Here is a 16,766-nt window from a genome sequence, read left to right on the forward strand (position 1 = left end):
GGATGCACAAGCCGGCCGGGGTTTTGGTCAAGGTTCTACAAAGCTGTCGAAGATCAGCCGAAAAGGTGACGCCGGGTGGATCCGGCGGGTCTATGCTTTGGGAGGTTTGAAAAGGCACCTCGTTCGGTGAGGCGTCTTCACGGACACAGGCCACTGACCCGACGACGTCGAGAGACGCCCAGGTTCAGGACAGGTCTTCCCGAGTTAAGGGTTGACCCCAAGTGGCTTCCGGCCGATCCGGCTGGACACGCCGTGGAGTGCCAAAGCTCTGACGAGTTGGGGTGTACCGGTCCCTCGTCGACCGGTGTGCTCCTTGCCGTGTCGCGACGCGGCGCACGGACGGTGCGCCCCCGACCGGGAGGAGGCGAGAGACATGGACTGCAATAGTCCGGGCCACAGTAGCCCCTACCCCCGCATGCTCTCGAACACCTCCGGCACGCGGTAACAACCTTCCCTGCGCGTCCATCCGGCGCTTCGTCCTGCGCTCAACCATGCCCGGACAGAAGTCGCCTGACGCTCCGTCATGCCCGCACGGCCGCCGCCGCTCAGCGTCGCCGTACGGAGCGGACGTCGTGCGCCCGCAGGGAGGATCGCTGCTGCGCGCCCCCTGTCGCCCTCTCAAGGTAGAGGGCAGAGAGGCCCCGTCATGACCAACGTGATGCTGGACCCGAAGGTTCCCACGGTCCCCACCGCTCCCGCCGCCGCCCAGTCCGCCGTGCTCGACGACGCCCACGTCGGCGACATCAAGGGCGCGCTCGGCACCATCCGGCTCGACGACACCACCCCCCGCAGCGGGCTCTCCGCCCGGCTGAAGACCCTGCTGGCGATCATCGGTCCCGGCCTGATCGTCATGGTCGGCGACAACGACGCCGGTGCCTTCTCCACCTACGGGCAGGCCGGCCAGAACTACGGCACCCACTTGCTGTGGACCCTGCTGATGCTGGTTCCGGTGCTGTACGTCAACCAGGAGATGGTGCTGCGCCTGGGCGCCGTCACCGGCGTCGGCCACGCCCGGCTGATCCTGGAGCGGTTCGGCAGGTTCTGGGGCGCGTTCAGCGTCATCGACCTCTTCCTGCTCAACGCGCTGACGCTGGTCACCGAGTTCATCGGGGTGACCCTCGCGGCCGGGTACCTGGGCCTGCCGAAGGCGGTCTCGGTGGTGCTGGCGGCGGCGATCATCATCGCCTCGGCCTTCACCGGCTCCTTCCAGCGCTTCGAGCGGGTCGCCGTGACGCTGTGCGTCGGCTCGCTGCTGCTGGTGCCGATCTACTTCATGGTCCACCCCAAGACCTCGCAGATGGCCCACGACCTCGTGACGCCGGTCATGCCCGGCGGCTCCGGCCAGCTCGCGGCCGTGATGCTGGTCATCATCTCGATCGTCGGCACCACCGTCGCCCCCTGGCAGCTGTTCTTCCAGCAGTCGTACGTCATCGACAAGCGGATCACCCCGCGTTTCATGAAGTACGAGAAGGTCGACCTGTGGATCGGGATCGTCGTGGTCATCGTCGGCGCCGCCGCGATGATCGGCTTCACCGCCGCCGCCTTCGCCGGCACCGACGGCTTCGGCCAGTTCTCCGACGCGGCCGCCGTGGCGAAGGGCATCGAGGACAAGGCCGGACACCTGGCGGGCGTGCTGTTCGCCATCGCGCTGCTGGACGCCTCGATCATCGGCGCCTTCGCGGTGTCCCTCTCGACCGCCTACGCGATCGGCGACGTGTTCGGCATCAAGCACTCGCTGCACCGCGGGGTCAAGGGCGCCAAGGGCTTCTACGCGGTCTACGCGGGCCTGGTGGTGGTCGCGGCGGCGATCACGCTGCTGTCCAACGACTACATGCAGGGTCTGATGACCCAGTTCGTCCAGGTGCTGGCCGGGGTGCTGCTGCCCTCCGCGACGGTCTTCCTGCTGCTGCTCTGCAACGACAAGGCCGTGCTCGGCCCGTGGGTCAACGGTCCCAGGACCAACGCCTTCACCTCGGCGGTGGTCGGCGTGCTGGTCACGCTGTCGCTGATCCTGACCGCCTCGGTGGTCTGGCCGGGCATCAGCTCGGACGCGATCCTGTGGATCATGGCCGGTTGCGGGGTCGCGGGCGTGCTGGTCGCGGGGTACTTCTTCCTCTTCGGCCGCCGGGGCACCAAGGAGGACCCGATCGACCGCACCGGCCGCGAGGACTGGCGGATGCCCGCGTTGGAGACGCTGAGCCGTCCGGTGATGTCCACCGCCCGCAAGGTCGGGATGGGCGCCCTGCGTGCCTACCTGCTGATCGCGATGATCATGGTCATCATCAAGATCGTGCAGACCGCGCTGAATCACTGAACCACCGGTCGCAGCCCGTACGGACGGGTGGTGAGCAGCGGCTCACCACCCGTCCGTACCTTTTGCCCGCGTCCCCGCGACTTCCCTGAACCGTTTCGAGGAGGTGCCGTCGTGCACACCCTGACCACCGCCGAGTTCCTGGTCCGGCTCGCCACCGGCGTCGCCTGCGGCGCGCTGATCGGCGTCGAACGCCAGTGGCGCGCCCGGATGGCCGGCCTGCGCACCAACGCCCTGGTCGCCGCCGGCGCCACCCTGTTCGTCCTGTACAGCGAGGCCGTCGGCGACACCGGCAGCCCCACCCGGGTCGCCTCCTACGTCGTCTCCGGCATCGGCTTCCTCGGCGGTGGCGTCATCCTGCGCGACGGCGCCGGCGTGCGCGGCCTCAACACCGCCGCCACCCTGTGGTGTTCGGCCGCCGTCGGAGTGCTGGCCGCCTCCGGCAAGCTGGACCTGGCCCTCCTCGGTACCCTCGGCGTGCTCGCCGTCCACCTGGTGCTGCGCCCGGCCGGCCGACTGCTCGACCGGGCCCCGCAGTCCGGCAGCGACCCGGACTCCACCTCCCGGGCCACCGTCCACCTCGAGTGCGACCGCAAGTCCGAGACCCACATCCGCGCGCTGCTGCTCCAGTCCCTGACCGCCTCCGGCCTCGCCCCCACTGGCCTGCGCGCCCGCCGCACCGAGCAGGGCGACGCCACCAGCCTGCGGGCCACCGTGGCGATCAGCGGTCAGGTCGCCCCGGCCCTCGAACAGGTCGTCACCCGGCTGTCCCTGGAGCCGGGCGTACGGGACCTCCACTGGCACCTGGACGACGAGCCGGACGAACCGGGCACCCCGGCGCTCGCCTGAGAGCGCTGGTGTAGAACGGACGGACCGTCACACGAACCTTCCGGAGGCCCGATGCTGAAAGTCGATCCCGAGCACGGCCCGCTGGTGCCGATGCTGCTGGTGCTGACCGTGGTCACCGGAGTGGTGGACGCGGTCAGCTACCTGACGCTCGGACACGTCTTCGTCGCCAACATGACCGGCAACGTGGTGTTCCTCGGCTTCGCCCTGGCCGGCGCCCCCGGCCTGTCCGTCACCGCCTCGCTGGCCGCCCTCGCCGCCTTCCTGCTCGGCGCCCTGGCCGGTGGCCACCTCGCCCGGCACCTGCCCGGCCACCGGGGCCGCCTGCTGACCGTCGCCGCGGCCGTGCAGTCGGTGTTCGTCGCCGTGAGCATCCTCCTGGCGGCCGCGGTCGGCCACAGCTCCGAGGCGGCCCGCTACACCCTGATCGGGCTGCTGGCCCTCGCCATGGGCGGCCAGAACGCGGTGGTCCGCTCGCTCAAGGTGCCCGACCTCACCACCACCGTGCTCACCATGACCCTCACCGCCCTGGCCGCCGACTTCACCGGCCCGCGCCGCTTCGCCTCGGCCGTCTGGATGTTCGCGGGCGCCCTGCTCGGCGCCGTCCTCGTCCTCCACGCCTCTGTTCCCGCCGCCCTGGCCCTGGCCTTCGCCCTGCTGGTCGCCGTTGCCGCCCTCACCCGTCACGCCGCCAGGTCGACTCCGGCCCCGGCCTGGACGCAGCGCCGCTGAGGCGGGCGGGGCTTGGCCCTCAGTCCTCCAGGCGGTTCCCGGCACGGCCGCTCCAGAGCGGTTCGAGGTGGGCCCAGCCGGCGGTCCAGTCGTCCTCGGCGCGGCGGTCGAGGACTTGCAGGCGCAGGCGCAGGGCGAAGGCGAGGACGGCGAGCAGGGTGAGGAGGGCGCCGGCGCCGGTGCAGGCGGCGGAGACGGCGAGGGCGCTGCGGTTGACCGGGGGATCGGTGGCGTTGCCGGTGGAGTCGACCCAGACGGGGACGACGGTTCCGGTGGTGGCCGCCTGCGGGGCCTGGACGATGCCGGTGTGCGGGGTGGTCCCGGGGTAGCTCCAGGAGGCCTCGGCGTCGACCCGGTTCTCGTAGCCGCTGGAGAAGCGGCTGCCGGTGACGGCGCCGTGTTCCGCGACGGCGGTCACCACGGCGTCGACCTGGTGCAGCCGGGCCCGGTCGGCGTCGGCCCGGGGTGCGGTGGCGCGGTAGAGCAGCAGCGCGCCGCCGACGGCGAGGGCTGCGGCGAGCAGGCCGCCGACGACGGTGAGCAGCCAGGCACGGGCGCGGGCCCGGTCGAGGGGGCGGGCCAACGGTTCGTGCCGGGCACCGAAGGCCCGCCGCAGCTGGCGGCCGGTTCGCCGCGGGAGCGACGCGGGCCTGGCCGGGCGGGGTGTGCTGGACACGCTGAGTTCTCCTCAAGGACGCGGGCGCGTACGGGGTTTCGTCACCCAATTTCCACCCGATCGCCCCTTCGCACAAGAGTGGTGCGCGCTCGTGGCACGGCCGGCCCTGGTCATCCGGGACGTTCGGCCCTCGGCAGCCGGGCCGGGTGAGGGCAGGCTGGATCCGGTCGCGTCCCCCGTGCCTGGGCGCGGCGTCGGCCCGGTCGGACCGTGGGGGTTCCGGCCGGTGGTGCGGAGCAGGGGGCGGTCGTGCGGCCGCCTCCTGCCCGCGCCCTGGGGCCAGTTGACGTTCCGCCAGGTCAGCGCCATGTTCTTCGCAGGTATACACTCGGTGTATATCCCTGGTGTATGGTCCTCCCCATGAGTGTTCCTTTGACCCTCCTCGGGCTGCTGGAGCGGGAGCCGAGCCACGGCTACGACCTCAAGCGCGACTACGACTCCCTCTTCGGCCGGGGCAAGCCCCTCCCGTACGGCCAGGTGTACGCGACCCTCGGCCGACTGGCCCGCGACGGCAAGGTGATGGCCGGTGAGGCCGAGCCCGGCGACGGGCCCGAGCGCAAGCGCTATGTCATCACCGAGGCCGGGGCGACCGAGTTCGAGACCTGGCTCCAGGACCCGGTCGCGCCAGAACCCAACCTCCAGTCCGTGCTGTTCACCAAGGTGGTGCTGGCCCTGATGCTGGGCCGCGACGCCGAGCAGTACCTGGACAGCCAGCGCGCCGCCCACCTGCGCCGGATGCGCGAACTCACCGAACTGCGCCGCACCGGTGCCCTGGTGGACGCCCTGCTCGCCGACCACGGCCTGTTCCACCTGGAGGCCGACCTGCGCTGGATCGACCTGACCGTCGCCCGGCTGGACGCGCTCGCCGCGCAGGTGCGCGCATGACCCCCGTGATCGAGGCCCGCGACCTCGCCCTCGCCTTCGGCGAGACGCCCGCCCTGCGCGGGGCCAGCCTGTCCGTCGGAGCCGGCGAGGTGCTCGCCATCATGGGCCCCAGCGGCTCGGGCAAGTCGACGTTACTGCACTGCCTGGCGGGCATCCTGGTGCCGGACTCCGGCGAGGTGCTGTTCAACGGGCAGCGCCTGGACTCCATGAGCGAGGCGCGGCGCAGCGCCCTGCGCCGCGACCAGTTCGGTTTCGTCTTCCAGTTCGGCCAGCTGGTGCCGGAGTTGACGGCCGAGGAGAACGTCGCCCTGCCGATGCTGTTGAACGGCGTGCGCCGGGGCTCCGCGCTGGCCCAGGCCCGCCCCTGGTTCGCCCGGCTCGGCCTGGACGGTCTGGAGCAGCGCCGCTCCGGCGAGTTGTCCGGCGGCCAGGCCCAACGAGTGGCGCTGGCACGCGGTTTGGTGGCCCGTCCGCAGGTGCTGTTCGCCGACGAGCCGACCGGCGCGCTGGACTCGCTGACCGGCGAACAGGTGATGGAGCTGATGGTCACCTCGGCCCGGGAGCAGGGCACCACCGTCATCCTGGTCACCCACGAGCCGAGGGTCGCCGCCTACGCCGACCGCGAGGCGGTCGTCCGCGACGGCCAGGCCCGTACGCTCTCCGCCGGGCCGGTGGCCCCGTGATCCCGTTCTCGCTCCGACTGGCCGTCAGCGGCGGCCGGGAGGCCGTGGCCCGGCTGCTGATGATCGCTGCGGCGGTGGCGATCGGGGTCGGACTGCTGCTGTCCGCCTTCTCCAGCGTCAACGCGATCGACCGTGCCAACGAGCGGCAGGTCTGGATGAACACGGGCGCCAAGGGCGCGACGGCGGCCGGCTCGGCGGATCCGCTCTGGTGGGGCGCCCGGGTGGACTACTACCGGGGGAGGACCGTCTTCCGGGCCGACCTCGCCCCGACCGGGCCGAACCCGCCGGCGGTGCCAGGCCTGAGCCGACTGCCCGCGCCCGGTGAGTACTACGCCTCGCCCGCGCTGGAGGAGCTGATCCGCGCGACCCCGGCCGTCGAGCTCGCGGACCGCTTCCCGGGGCGGCTCGCCGGGACCCTCGGCGACGACGGGCTGCCCTCCCCGGACACCCTGGCGCTGGTCGTCGGCCGCACCGCAGAGGAGGTCAAGGCGTTGCCGAGGGCCACTGCCGTCACCAGCCTCGCCACGGCGCTGCCCGACAACTGCGAGCAGGACTGCTACGGCGCGGGCGTGCACGGGGACCGGATGGTCCTGGTGCTCACCGTGGTGGCCGCCGCGCTGATCTTCCCGGTGCTGATCTTCATCGGCACGGCGACCCGGCTGTCCGCCGCCACCCGTGAGCAGCGGTACGCCGCGATGCGCCTGGTGGGTGCGACGCCCGGACAGGTGTCGGTGATGTCGGCCGTGGAGTCCACCGTGGCCGCGGTGATCGGTACGGCGGTCGGCTTCGGCCTGTACTTCGCGCTGAAACCGGTGGTGGCCGACGTGCCGTTCACCGGCGACCGCTTCTTCTCCTCCGACCTGAGCCTGACCCTGCCGCAGGTCGCCGGGACGGTACTGGGCGTGCCGCTGGCGGCGGCGCTCGCCGCCCGGTTCGCGCTGCGGCGGGTCACCGTCTCGCCGCTCGGAGTCTCCCGCCGGGTCACCCCGAAGCCGCCGAGCCCCTGGCGGCTGACCCCGCTGGTGGCCGGTCTCGCCGAGCTCGGCTACTTCGTCGGCGGCAGGCCGGCGACCACCAACGGACAGTCCGCGGCGTACCTGGCCGGCTTCGTGCTGGTGATGCTCGGCCTGATGACCGCCGGTCCGTGGCTCACCATGGCGACCGCCCGGGCGGTCGCCCGGCGGACCAGCCGGCCGGCCTCGCTGATCGCGATGCGCCGCCTCTCGGACGACCCGCGGGCGGGCTTCCGATCGGTCTCCGGCCTGGTGCTGGCGCTGTTCGTGACCACCGGGACCCTGGCCATCATGGGCACCATCAACGCCGACCAGGGCATGCTGAACGGCGCCCCCGAGGTGCGCAAGGCGATCGTGGACGTTCCGTTCGGCAACAAGGAGGACGCGGTCACCCTGCCCTCCGTGTCCGACCAAGTGCTGGCACGGGCTCGGGCCGTCCCCGGGTTCCAGGGGATCGCCCTGATCCACGACAACCCGGAGAAGATCGGCGCGTACCAACTGGGCGAGCGGCGGATGGTGCCCAGCCTGGTGAGCTGCGCGGAACTCGCGCAGATCCCCGTGGTCGGCCACTGCGCGTCCGGAGCCGCGGTCGCGGCGATCGATCCCTACCAGCTGCTCGACCTGACGGACGGCAGCGGGCACGAGTGGCCGGCCGCGGCGGTCTCCGCGGCGGAGGTGGCCAAGCTCCCGGTGCGGATGCTCTACGCGACCACCGACGGATCCGGGGAGGCCAAGGAGCAACTGCGGACGCTGTTCATGGCGGAGTTCCCCACCTACGAGCCGCGGCTGGCCGAGGACTGGGCCTCCGAGGGGCAGAAGAAGCTCCAGGGCTGGCGGCAGCTGGCGAACGTGGTGCTGCTGACCACCCTGCCGATCGCCGGATGCAGCCTCGCGGTGAGCGTGGTGGCCGGACTCTCCGACCGCCGACGGCCGTTCGCCATGCTGCGGCTGACCGGCGCGCCCCTGCGGCTGCTGCGCGGGGTGGTCGGACTGGAAAGCGCGTTGCCACTGCTGGCGGTTTCGGCGCTCGCGATCGGGACGGGCTTCGCCGCGGCGGCGATGTTCCTCAAGGCGCAGATGGGCTACGACCTGGTGTCGCCGGACCTGACGTACTACGGGCTGGTCGGCTTCGGGCTGGCCGCCTCGCTCGCGATCATCGCCTCGACCCTGCCGCTGCTGGGGCGGATCACCGGACCGGAGTCGGCCCGCAACGGCTGAGTGCTTCCGGGGAGTCGGTCGCCCCGTCGCCCGTGGATCACCGGGCGACGGGGTAACCGTGCGTCCCCTCCCGCCGCACGCCGGCCGGTCCGGGCAGCCAGCTGCCGAGGACCAGCGCGGACGGGTAGAACATCGGCTCCGGCAGCGCGTCCACCGGGAAGCGCTCCCAGCCGGCGCAGGCGTGCGGCTCGGTGACCACCGCCTCGGCCAGGCTGGGCGGCGCCAGCACGGCGGCGGTCAGCCGGGGCCGGCCGAGCTCGTGGTCCAGGTGCACGGCGAGCACCCGCATCCGCCCGGCGGGCAGCACGATCCCGGTCTCCTCGGCGAGTTCGCGGGCCGCCGTCTGCTCGAAGGACTCGCCCGGGTCGACCTTGCCGCCGGGCAGGCTCCAGGTCGGCGGCTCGCCGGCCGTGGTGCGGCGGCCGACCAGCACCCGGCCGTCCCCGGTGGGCACGATGATCCCGGCGCCGAGCACCGGTGCGGTCTTCACTTCGCCGCCATCTCCTTCAGGTGGTCACCAGTTGCCGCGCTCGTAGTCCTTGAGGAAGCAGCCGTACAGGTCCTCGCCCGCCTCGCCGCGCACGATCGGGTCGTACACCCGGGCCGCGCCGTCGACCAGGTCGAGCGGGGCGTGGAAGCCCTCGTCGGCGAGGCGCATCTTGTCCGGGTGCGGCCGCTCGTCGGTGATCCAGCCGGTGTCGACGGCGGTCATCAGGATGCCGTCGGACTCGAACATCTCCTGCGCGCTGGTGCGGGTCAGCATGTTGAGCGCGGCCTTGGCCATGTTGGTGTGGGGGTGGCCGGCGCCCTTGTAGCCGCGCTGGAACACGCCCTCCATGGCGGAGACGTTGACCACGTACTTGCGGCGCGACGCGGACGCCGCCATCGCCGGGCGCAGTCGGCTGATCAGGATGAACGGCGCGGTGGAGTTGCAGAGTTGGACCTCCAGCAGCTCGACCGGGCCGACCTCGCTCACGGTCTGCACCCAGCTGTTGGTGGGCGCGAGGTCGGGCACCAGGCCGCCGGCGTCGATCGCGGTGCCGGCCTGGATCCGGGCGGGGGTGGCGGAGCCGGTGACCAGTGCGAGCGAGGTGACGTCCTCGGCGGCCAGCCGCTGCTCGCCTCCGCTCGACTGGTGGGGGAGGGCGGGCAGGTCGACGCTGCCGCTGTTGAAGCGGCCGATCGTGGTGGCCTGCGGCAGCTCGCCGGCCGGCAGCGGGGCCGACTCGGCGTTGACCAGCTCGCGGTAGGACTCCGGCGGGCGGCGGACGGTCTGCGCGGCGTTGTTGATCAGGATGTCCAGCGGGCCGTCCGCGGCGACCTCGTCCGCCAGGGCCATCACCTGGGCCGGGTCGCGCAGGTCGATGCCGACGATCTTGAGGCGGTGGATCCACTCGGCGCTGTCCGGCATCGCCTTGAAGCGGCGGATCGCGTCGTTGGGGAAGCGGGTGGTGATGGTGGTGTGGGCGCCGTCGCGCAGCAGCATCAGCGCGATGTACATCCCGATCTTGGCCCTGCCGCCGGTCAGCAGCGCGCGCTTGCCGGTGAGGTCGGTCCGCGCCTCCCGGCGGGAGCGGTTCAGGACCGCGCACTTCTGGCACAGGTTGTGGTAGAAGGCGTCGACCTCGACGTAGCGGGTCTTGCAGGTGTAGCAGGAGCGCGGCCGCTCCAGGATGCCGGCGATCTCGGTGGTGGTGACGGTGGTCAGGCCGAAGGCGCCGGCCGTCTCGTCGTCGATCCGGGTCGGGGCGCCGGTGGCGGTGCGGGCGGTGACCTCGCGGTCGTTGGCCGTCTTGCGGGCGCGGGTCTCCTGGCGGCGGCGCTGCTTGAGGGTCCGGAATATGCCGCCGACCGCCTTGCGGACGGTGATCGCGTCCGGGTGGTCGACGTGCAGCCGGTCGAGGTCCGCGAGCACCTCCAGGCAGAGCTTCAGCCGCTCGGGGTCGAGGCCGGGACCGTAGTCGATCTCCTCCTCGTTCTGACCCTGTTCGATGTCCATCTGCTCGATGCTCACGCCCGCTGCCGCTTTCCCAGTCGCCTCGCCGTTACCGCGTGAATGCTACGGGAGCGGCCCGTTCCGGGGCGAAAGGCCGACGTGGGGGCGGGTGCTTGGAGGATCGTCCATGTCTACGCGCGGAGCATTGATCATGGTTTGTGCACACCCCCAGCGATGCTCCTCGAACTGGCTTTTGGCCCCGCGCTCACGGACAATCGAATGCTGGGTGCCGGGCGCCCGAGTGCGCCCCGACGGCTCCGCCGCAACCGCACCCGAGGTGTAATTTCTCCCAGCCAGAGAGCCCATTCATGCGTTTCCTGAACGACCTCAAGCCCTCGTACGACCTGACGTACGACGACGTCTTCATGGTCCCCAGCCGTTCCGCCGTGGGCTCCCGGCAGGGCGTCGACCTCTCCTCGAACGACGGCACCGGCACCACCATCCCGCTCGTCGTCGCCAACATGACGGCCATCGCCGGCCGCCGGATGGCCGAGACCGTCGCCCGCCGCGGCGGCCTGGTCGCCATTCCGCAGGACATCCCGACCGAGGTCATCGCCGACGTCATCTCCTGGGTCAAGCGCCGCCACCTGGTGGTCGACACCGCGATCACCCTGACCCCCGGCGCCACCGTCGCCGAGGCGCTCTCGCTGCTGCCCAAGCGCGCCCACGGCGCCCTCGTGGTGGTCGAGGACGGCAAGCCGGTCGGCGTGGTCTCCGAGTCCGACTGCCAGGGCGTCGACCGCTTCACCAGCCTCGCCGACATCATGTCCCGCGACCTGCTGGTGCTGGACGAGGGCATCGACCCGCGGGCGGCCTTCGACAAGCTCACCGAGGCCCACCGCAAGCTCGCCCCGGTCGTCGACGGAGACGGCAACCTGGTCGGCATCCTCACCCGCAAGGGTGCGCTGCGCGCCACCCTGTACACCCCGGCCGTGGACGCCCGGGGCAGGCTGCGGATCGCCGCCACCGTCGGCATCAACGGCGACGTCGCGGGCAAGGCCAAGTCCCTGATCGAGGCCGGCGCGGACGTGCTGGTCGTCGACACCGCGCACGGCCACCAGGAGAGCATGATCAGCGCGCTGCGCGCGGTGCGCGGCCTGGACCCGCAGATCCCGATCGCGGCCGGCAACGTGGTCTCCGCCGCCGGTGTCCGCGACCTGGTCGAGGCGGGCGCCGACATCCTCAAGGTCGGCGTCGGCCCGGGCGCGATGTGCACCACCCGGATGATGACCGGCGTCGGCCGCCCGCAGTTCTCCGCCGTCCTGGAGTGCGCCGCCGAGGCCCGCCGGCTCGGCAAGCACGTCTGGGCCGACGGTGGCGTGCGCCACCCGCGCGACGTCGCCATGGCGCTGGCCGCCGGCGCCTCCAACGTGATGATCGGCTCCTGGTTCGCCGGGACCTACGAGTCCCCGGGCGACCTGCAGACCGCTGCCGACGGCCGCCAGTACAAGGAGAGCTTCGGCATGGCCTCGGCCCGTGCCGTGAGCAACCGCACCGCCCAGGACTCCTCGTACGACCGCGCCCGCAAGGCGCTGTTCGAGGAGGGCATCTCGCACTCCCGGATGTTCCTGGATCCGGGCCGCCCGGGCGTGGAGGACCTGATCGACTCGATCGTGGCCGGGGTGCGCAGCTCCTGCACCTACGCGGGCGCCAACACCCTGGAGGAGTTCCACGAGAAGGCGATCGTGGGCATCCAGAGCGCGGCGGGCTACGCCGAGGGCAAGCCGCTGCACTCCAGCTGGGCCTGATCGCCCGGGTCCGTTCCGGCGGACGCCCGCTCGGGCGTGCTGCCGGCCGGCGGGCCGTCCGACCTCCCGCCGGCCGTCCGGCTCCTCGTTTCGGGGAGCCGGGCGGCCGCGGCCGTGCCGGGGGCGTCCGCATGCTCCCCGGTCCGCGCGTCGTAGCCGTCGTGGGGCACCAGCGGCAGCAGCAGGGCGTGGCCGAGCAGCCCGACCGAGCCGTCCAGCGCCGCGGTGAACGCGCGGGCGGCGGCCGGGAGCCGACGCAGCTCCCAGAGCGCCTGGACGGCGGACCAGGCCCCCTCCCGGGCGGCCTCGACCGACCAGGCACCCAGCAGGTGGGTCAGCGGCTCGGCGCACTGCGGCAGCTCGGGCCCGGGAAGCAGCTGCTCCCGGACGACCGACTCCACCTCGGCCAGCACCCCGTTGATCCGGTGGTAGTCCGGTTCGACGTCTGCGGGTTCGCAGCCCCGGCGACGGCACAGGTCCACCACCGCCAGCGGCAGGTCGTGCTGGATGTGGGCGTTCATCCCGGCCAGCGCGAACTGCAGCGGGTGCACACCGGGGTGGGCGCGCAGCGCGAACAGCGGCCGCCAGCAGGCGGGCGGCTCCTGCCCGTCCGCGTCGGCGGCCACGGCCAGCAGGTACCGCCCGGCGAACACCGAGTCCAGCTCGGCCATCGCCGGCGGGTCGGCGAAGTACCCGCCGGCGAGCCGGTCCCGGACCGCCTCGGTGACGGTGAGGTAGAGCCGGTTGAAGACCGCCACCCCGTCGGCGAGGGGCAGGGCCGCCGCGATCTCCCGCAGTCGCCCGACCACCTCCTCGACCGTCACCGGTGTCCTGGCCGCCACCGCACGGGCCGTCGCCGCTGGGGCCGTCTCCGTGCCGGCGGTCTCCGTGCGGGTCGTCTCCGTACGGGTCGTCGCTGTACCGGGCATGCGCCACCCTCCGAGGCTGGTCGTGCACTGATCGCATCATCGTGACAGCGTGGAGATATGCCCGTGGGCACGGCGCGCGTCCGTCGCGCCGGTGTCACACGATCAGGCCGACGCCGCCGTTGGAAGGGCGTGGGCCTACCTGGCCGTGATCTTGCCGCTACTCACCCGTTCCCACCTCCTGCGATGGTCCCGATCGTGATCAACCGTCGTACCGCGATCCCCGCTCCGGCGGCGGCCCCCGCGCTCGGCGCCCCCGGCGCCGTCGTCGGCAGCGCCCCCGGCGCCGCCGACCTCTACTCCTCGAACACGGTCCTCTACGCGGACCCGGCCCTGGTCGAGGGCGTCGACTACCGCCGCCGCCACCGCCGGCGCGGGATCGACGCCCCGGGAGCCCAGGTCGTCCAGGGCCCGCAGGACCGTTCGGCCTCCAGCCGCACCACCGTCATCGCCCCGCACGGCGGTGGGATCGAGCGCGGCACCTCCGAGCTGTGCCTGGCCGCGGCCGGCTACCACCCGGCCGACCTCGCCCCGACCCCGCCCGCCGGGCCGGTGCACGACTTCTGGATGTTCGAGGGCCTGCGCTCCTCCGGCAACAGCGCGCTGCACGTCACCTCGACCCACTGCGACGACGCCGTCGCCCGGGCGCTGTGCTCCGGCAGCCTCAACGTCCTGTCGCTGCACGGGTGCACGACGGCCACGGCCGGACTGGAGGCCGGTGCCAGGGCGGTGCTGGTCGGCGGCCTGAACTCCACCCTCCGCCAGTACCTGATGGAGGAGTTCGCCGCAGTGCGCATCCGGGCCGTGAACGTCTCCGACGAGAAGGAGTTCGCCGGTCTCGACCCGGAGAACATCTGCAACCGCAGCTCGCTCGGCATGGGCGCCCAGCTGGAGCTGACCACCGAGCTGCGGACCGCGATGATCACCCCGGGCATGAGCACCCGGGTCCACATGCTGCCGCTGTTCTGGAGCTTCACGACGGCCGCCCGGACCGCGATCCAGCGACTGGAGACGACCCAGCCGATCCCCTGAGCACGGCCGCCCGCCGGGGCGGGCGTCAGCCCAGCTCGTACGCCAGCACGTAGGTGTGGGTGCCGGACTCGTCGACGGCCAGCCGGAACTCGCCGGTGAGCCCGGCCAGCTCGCCCGCCCCCGTGCCCGGCACCACGCGTATGGTCACCCCGGTGGCGTCCCAGGCCGCGTGCTGGAGCACGAACGAGCCCGCCCGCCCGTCCAGTTCGCCCGTCACGTGCTCCACCGCCACGTACGAGGCGGGCCCGCCCGACGCGTCGCCGACGGACAGCATCCGCACCTCGCTGCGCCCGCTCAGCCCTCCGGTGAAGGTCTTGGCGATCCTGACCCGGCCGAAGGAGGCGCCCTCGCGCTCCTCCGTCTCCACCGGCTCGAACGCCGTCAGCTCGAACGACCCGCTCGCCTTCGCACCCATGACGCGCTCCCCTCGTCGGTCCGTCCGTCCGCACCGTCGCGACCCACGGTCGGCACCTCGTCGACCGTGCGTGAAGCCTGGCACAGGCCACTGACAAATCGCGCCCCAGCCCGTCGCCCGCTGCCGGTGCGGGCCTCAGCGCTCCCAGAGCAGCGCCAGCAGTGCCGCGTCGTCGGCCAGCCCGGCCTCCCCGACCCAGCCGCGGACGTCCGCGAGCAGGGCGCCCAGCAGGTCCTCCGGGTTCCCCGCAGGCAGGCGGGGCAGACGTTCCGCCAGCGGGTAGAACCGGCCCTCGGCGTTCCGGGCCTCGGACACCCCGTCAGTGTGCAGGAGCAGCAGGTCGCCGAGCCGCGGCTCGAAGCGGCCCGCCGGGTAGCCGCCGCCGGTCAGCCCGAGCAGGCCCAGCGGCGGCGCCGGGAACGGCGGCTCCAGATCGCTCACCCTGCCCCCGCGGCGCAGCAGCGGGTGGGGATGGCCGCAGTTCACGATCGTCACCGTCCCCCGGTCAGGCGCCACGTCCAGCAGCAGCGCGGTGGTGAACCGCCCGTCCTCCGACCGCGAGGTGAGCGCCGCGTCCAGCCGCTCCGCCAGTCGGGTGAGGTCGGGCTCGGTCCGCGCCGCCTCCCGGAACACGCCCAGCACGTCCGCCGCCGTCTCCACCGCCGGCAGCCCGTGCCCCTGCACGTCCCCCAGCAGGATCCGCACCCCGAAACGGGTCTCCACCACGGCGTACAGGTCCCCGCCGATCCGTGCCTCCGCGGCCGCCGCGACGTACCGCACGGCCAGCCGCAGCGGCCCGATCCGCTCGGCGGGCGGCCGCAGCAGGGCCCGTTGCGCCGCCTCGGCCACCGTCCGGACCTGGTACAGCTGCCGCTCCCGGGCCGCCACCAGGACGACGTTGGCGGCGCTGGCCAACGTCGCGGCGAGCACCGTGATCAGCGCGGTGACGTGCACCTCCGTCGGTAGGTCGGTGTTGGTGGTCTCCAGCAGCCCGACCGCGAGGACGGCGGCCGCCCCGGCGATCAGCGGCACCCGGGCCGTCCGGGTGGCCGCTCCGGCCAGCACCGGCGCCACCGCGAGGACGGGGGAGAGCGTCGTGCCGGGGCCGGTCGCCAGATCGGCCACGACGGCGCCGACCAGCAGCACGAAGGCGCCGTACAGGAGCAGCCGGGTGCGTCGTGGCAGGTGCAGCGGCGGCACACCGGCCGGGCCGTCGTCGGCGGTCACGCGTCCTCCAGGGCAGAGCGGGCCTACGGTCCACTCTGGTCCGCGCCCCCGCAGGCGGCACCTCGGACGAAGACGGCCGGGTACCCGACTAGGCTGGGCCGCGAGATGAGACGCAAGAGCCGCCGCCCGGCCTCCCCCCTCCCGCAGCGCAACGGCGTGGACCCGGTGCACCTGCGGCTCCCGGCCGAGGGTCCCTGGCCGACCGTCCGCGCCCACCTGGTCGAGCGGCTGCCCACCGTGGCGGCCGAGCGGATCGACGCGGCGTTGCACGGGCGGGAGATCGTCGGCGAGGACGGGCCGGTCGCGCCCGACGCGCCTTTCCGCCCCGGCGCGCACCTGTGGTTCTACCGGGACCTGCCGGACGAGGTCCGCGTCCCCTTCGAGCTGGAGGTGCTGCACCGGGACGAGCACCTGGTCGTCGTCGACAAGCCGCACTTCCTGGCCACCACCCCGCGCGGCAGGCACGTCGTCGAGACGGCGCTGTCCCGGCTGCGGCACACCCTCGACCTGCCCGCGCTCAGCCCCGCCCACCGGCTCGACCGGCTCACCGCCGGCCTGGCCATGTTCGTGGTCCGGCCGGAGGACCGCGGCGCCTACCAGACGCTCTTCCGCGACCGGCTGGTCCGCAAGGAGTACCAGGCCGTCGCCCCCTACGACCCGGCGCTGAGCCTGCCCCGCACCGTCCGCAGCCACATCGTCAAGGAACGGGGCATGATCGCCGCCCGTGAGGTCGACGCCCCGCCGAACAGCGAGAGCGGGATCGACCTGCTCGACCACCGCGACGGCCTGGCCCGTTACCGTCTCCGCCCGCTCAGCGGACGCACCCACCAGCTGCGGCTGCACATGTGCGGGCTCGGCGTGCCGATCCTCGGCGACCCGGTCTACCCGGTGGTGCTGCCCGAACCGGCCCCGGACGACTTCCGTCGGCCGCTCCAACTGCTCTCCTCCGTCGTCGAGTTCACCGACCCGCTGACCGGCCGCGAGCGCCGCTTCGAGAGCCGCCGCACCCTGGCCGCCTGGACCGACCCCGAGGGCTGGGCCCTCGGCGCGTCCTAGGG

General features: G+C 73.0%; 15 protein-coding genes and 1 riboswitch. Of the genes, 9 read left to right on the forward strand and 6 right to left on the reverse strand.

Annotated features, from left to right (window positions below; all coding sequences use genetic code 11):
* The first annotated feature begins 111 nt into the window (after window positions 1–111).
* Window positions 112–288: riboswitch (M-box (ykoK) riboswitch) on the forward strand.
* Between the two features lie 370 nt (window positions 289–658).
* The 3 genes from ACH4J0_RS13125 to ACH4J0_RS13135 all read left to right on the forward strand — a co-directional run bounded on the left by ACH4J0_RS13125 (window position 659) and on the right by ACH4J0_RS13135 (window position 3,889).
* Window positions 659–2,314: an NRAMP family divalent metal transporter gene (locus tag ACH4J0_RS13125; RefSeq protein ID WP_396239495.1), complete on the forward strand. Its 1,656-nt coding sequence runs from the start codon at window positions 659–661 to the stop codon at window positions 2,312–2,314.
* A gap of 111 nt (window positions 2,315–2,425) precedes the next feature.
* Window positions 2,426–3,160, forward strand: a complete 735-nt coding sequence (locus ACH4J0_RS13130; RefSeq protein WP_396239328.1) for an MgtC/SapB family protein — start codon at window positions 2,426–2,428, stop codon at window positions 3,158–3,160.
* Window positions 3,161–3,211: 51 nt separating this feature from the next.
* Window positions 3,212–3,889 carry a YoaK family protein gene (locus tag ACH4J0_RS13135; protein ID WP_396239330.1) on the forward strand — a complete coding sequence of 226 codons (678 nt, stop codon included), beginning with the start codon at window positions 3,212–3,214 and terminating at the stop codon, window positions 3,887–3,889.
* A gap of 19 nt (window positions 3,890–3,908) precedes the next feature.
* Here ACH4J0_RS13135 and ACH4J0_RS13140 read toward each other — a convergent pair whose 3' ends face one another.
* Window positions 3,909–4,565, reverse strand: a complete 657-nt coding sequence (locus ACH4J0_RS13140) for a hypothetical protein (RefSeq protein ID WP_396239332.1) — start codon at window positions 4,563–4,565, stop codon at window positions 3,909–3,911.
* 360 nt (window positions 4,566–4,925) lie between these two features.
* Here ACH4J0_RS13140 and ACH4J0_RS13145 point away from each other — a divergent pair, with 360 nt between their 5' ends.
* Genes ACH4J0_RS13145 through ACH4J0_RS13155 form a run of 3 tightly spaced genes read left to right on the forward strand, consistent with a single transcriptional unit; the run spans window position 4,926 to window position 8,364 of the window.
* Window positions 4,926–5,450 (forward strand): PadR family transcriptional regulator, encoded by a 525-nt coding sequence (locus ACH4J0_RS13145; RefSeq protein WP_396239334.1) that lies wholly within the window; start codon window positions 4,926–4,928, stop codon window positions 5,448–5,450.
* Window positions 5,447–6,133: an ABC transporter ATP-binding protein gene (locus tag ACH4J0_RS13150; RefSeq protein ID WP_396239336.1), complete on the forward strand. Its 687-nt coding sequence runs from the start codon at window positions 5,447–5,449 to the stop codon at window positions 6,131–6,133. The genes ACH4J0_RS13145 and ACH4J0_RS13150 overlap by 4 nt, the downstream gene beginning before the upstream one ends.
* Window positions 6,130–8,364: an FtsX-like permease family protein gene (locus tag ACH4J0_RS13155; protein WP_396239338.1), complete on the forward strand. Its 2,235-nt coding sequence runs from the start codon at window positions 6,130–6,132 to the stop codon at window positions 8,362–8,364. Before ACH4J0_RS13150 ends, ACH4J0_RS13155 begins: the two co-directional genes overlap by 4 nt.
* A gap of 37 nt (window positions 8,365–8,401) precedes the next feature.
* Here the strand turns inward: ACH4J0_RS13155 and ACH4J0_RS13160 are convergent, their stop codons facing one another.
* Window positions 8,402–8,854, reverse strand: coding sequence for an NUDIX hydrolase (locus ACH4J0_RS13160; protein ID WP_396239340.1), 453 nt, complete (start codon window positions 8,852–8,854; stop codon window positions 8,402–8,404).
* Between the two features lie 24 nt (window positions 8,855–8,878).
* Window positions 8,879–10,363, reverse strand: a complete 1,485-nt coding sequence (locus ACH4J0_RS13165) for an SDR family NAD(P)-dependent oxidoreductase (protein ID WP_396239342.1) — start codon at window positions 10,361–10,363, stop codon at window positions 8,879–8,881.
* 305 nt (window positions 10,364–10,668) lie between these two features.
* On the opposite strand from ACH4J0_RS13165, the gene ACH4J0_RS13170 reads away from it, so the two are divergent.
* A complete protein-coding gene (locus ACH4J0_RS13170) occupies window positions 10,669–12,108 on the forward strand; it encodes a GuaB1 family IMP dehydrogenase-related protein (protein ID WP_396239344.1) in 1,440 nt (479 codons plus the stop codon).
* On the opposite strand, the gene ACH4J0_RS13175 is transcribed toward ACH4J0_RS13170, so the two are convergent.
* Entirely contained in the window at window positions 12,069–13,037 is a 969-nt protein-coding gene (locus tag ACH4J0_RS13175; protein ID WP_396239346.1) for a DUF5995 family protein, read from the reverse strand. The genes ACH4J0_RS13170 and ACH4J0_RS13175 overlap by 40 nt on opposite strands.
* A 195-nt stretch (window positions 13,038–13,232) precedes the next feature.
* Between ACH4J0_RS13175 and ACH4J0_RS13180 the strand changes: the two genes are divergently transcribed.
* Entirely contained in the window at window positions 13,233–14,066 is an 834-nt protein-coding gene (locus tag ACH4J0_RS13180) for a poly-gamma-glutamate hydrolase family protein (protein ID WP_396239348.1), read from the forward strand.
* 25 nt (window positions 14,067–14,091) lie between these two features.
* Here the strand turns inward: ACH4J0_RS13180 and ACH4J0_RS13185 are convergent, their stop codons facing one another.
* Window positions 14,092–14,481, reverse strand: coding sequence for a DUF3224 domain-containing protein (locus ACH4J0_RS13185; protein WP_396239350.1), 390 nt, complete (start codon window positions 14,479–14,481; stop codon window positions 14,092–14,094).
* Between the two features lie 135 nt (window positions 14,482–14,616).
* Window positions 14,617–15,708, reverse strand: a complete 1,092-nt coding sequence (locus ACH4J0_RS13190; protein ID WP_396239352.1) for a PP2C family protein-serine/threonine phosphatase — start codon at window positions 15,706–15,708, stop codon at window positions 14,617–14,619.
* A gap of 105 nt (window positions 15,709–15,813) precedes the next feature.
* On the opposite strand from ACH4J0_RS13190, the gene ACH4J0_RS13195 reads away from it, so the two are divergent.
* Window positions 15,814–16,764 carry a pseudouridine synthase gene (locus ACH4J0_RS13195; RefSeq protein WP_396239354.1) on the forward strand — a complete coding sequence of 317 codons (951 nt, stop codon included), beginning with the start codon at window positions 15,814–15,816 and terminating at the stop codon, window positions 16,762–16,764.
* Window positions 16,765–16,766: the final 2 nt, after the last annotated feature.

The sequence above is a fragment of the Kitasatospora sp. NPDC017646 genome, assembly GCF_044329365.1.
Lineage (GTDB): Bacteria > Actinomycetota > Actinomycetes > Streptomycetales > Streptomycetaceae > Kitasatospora.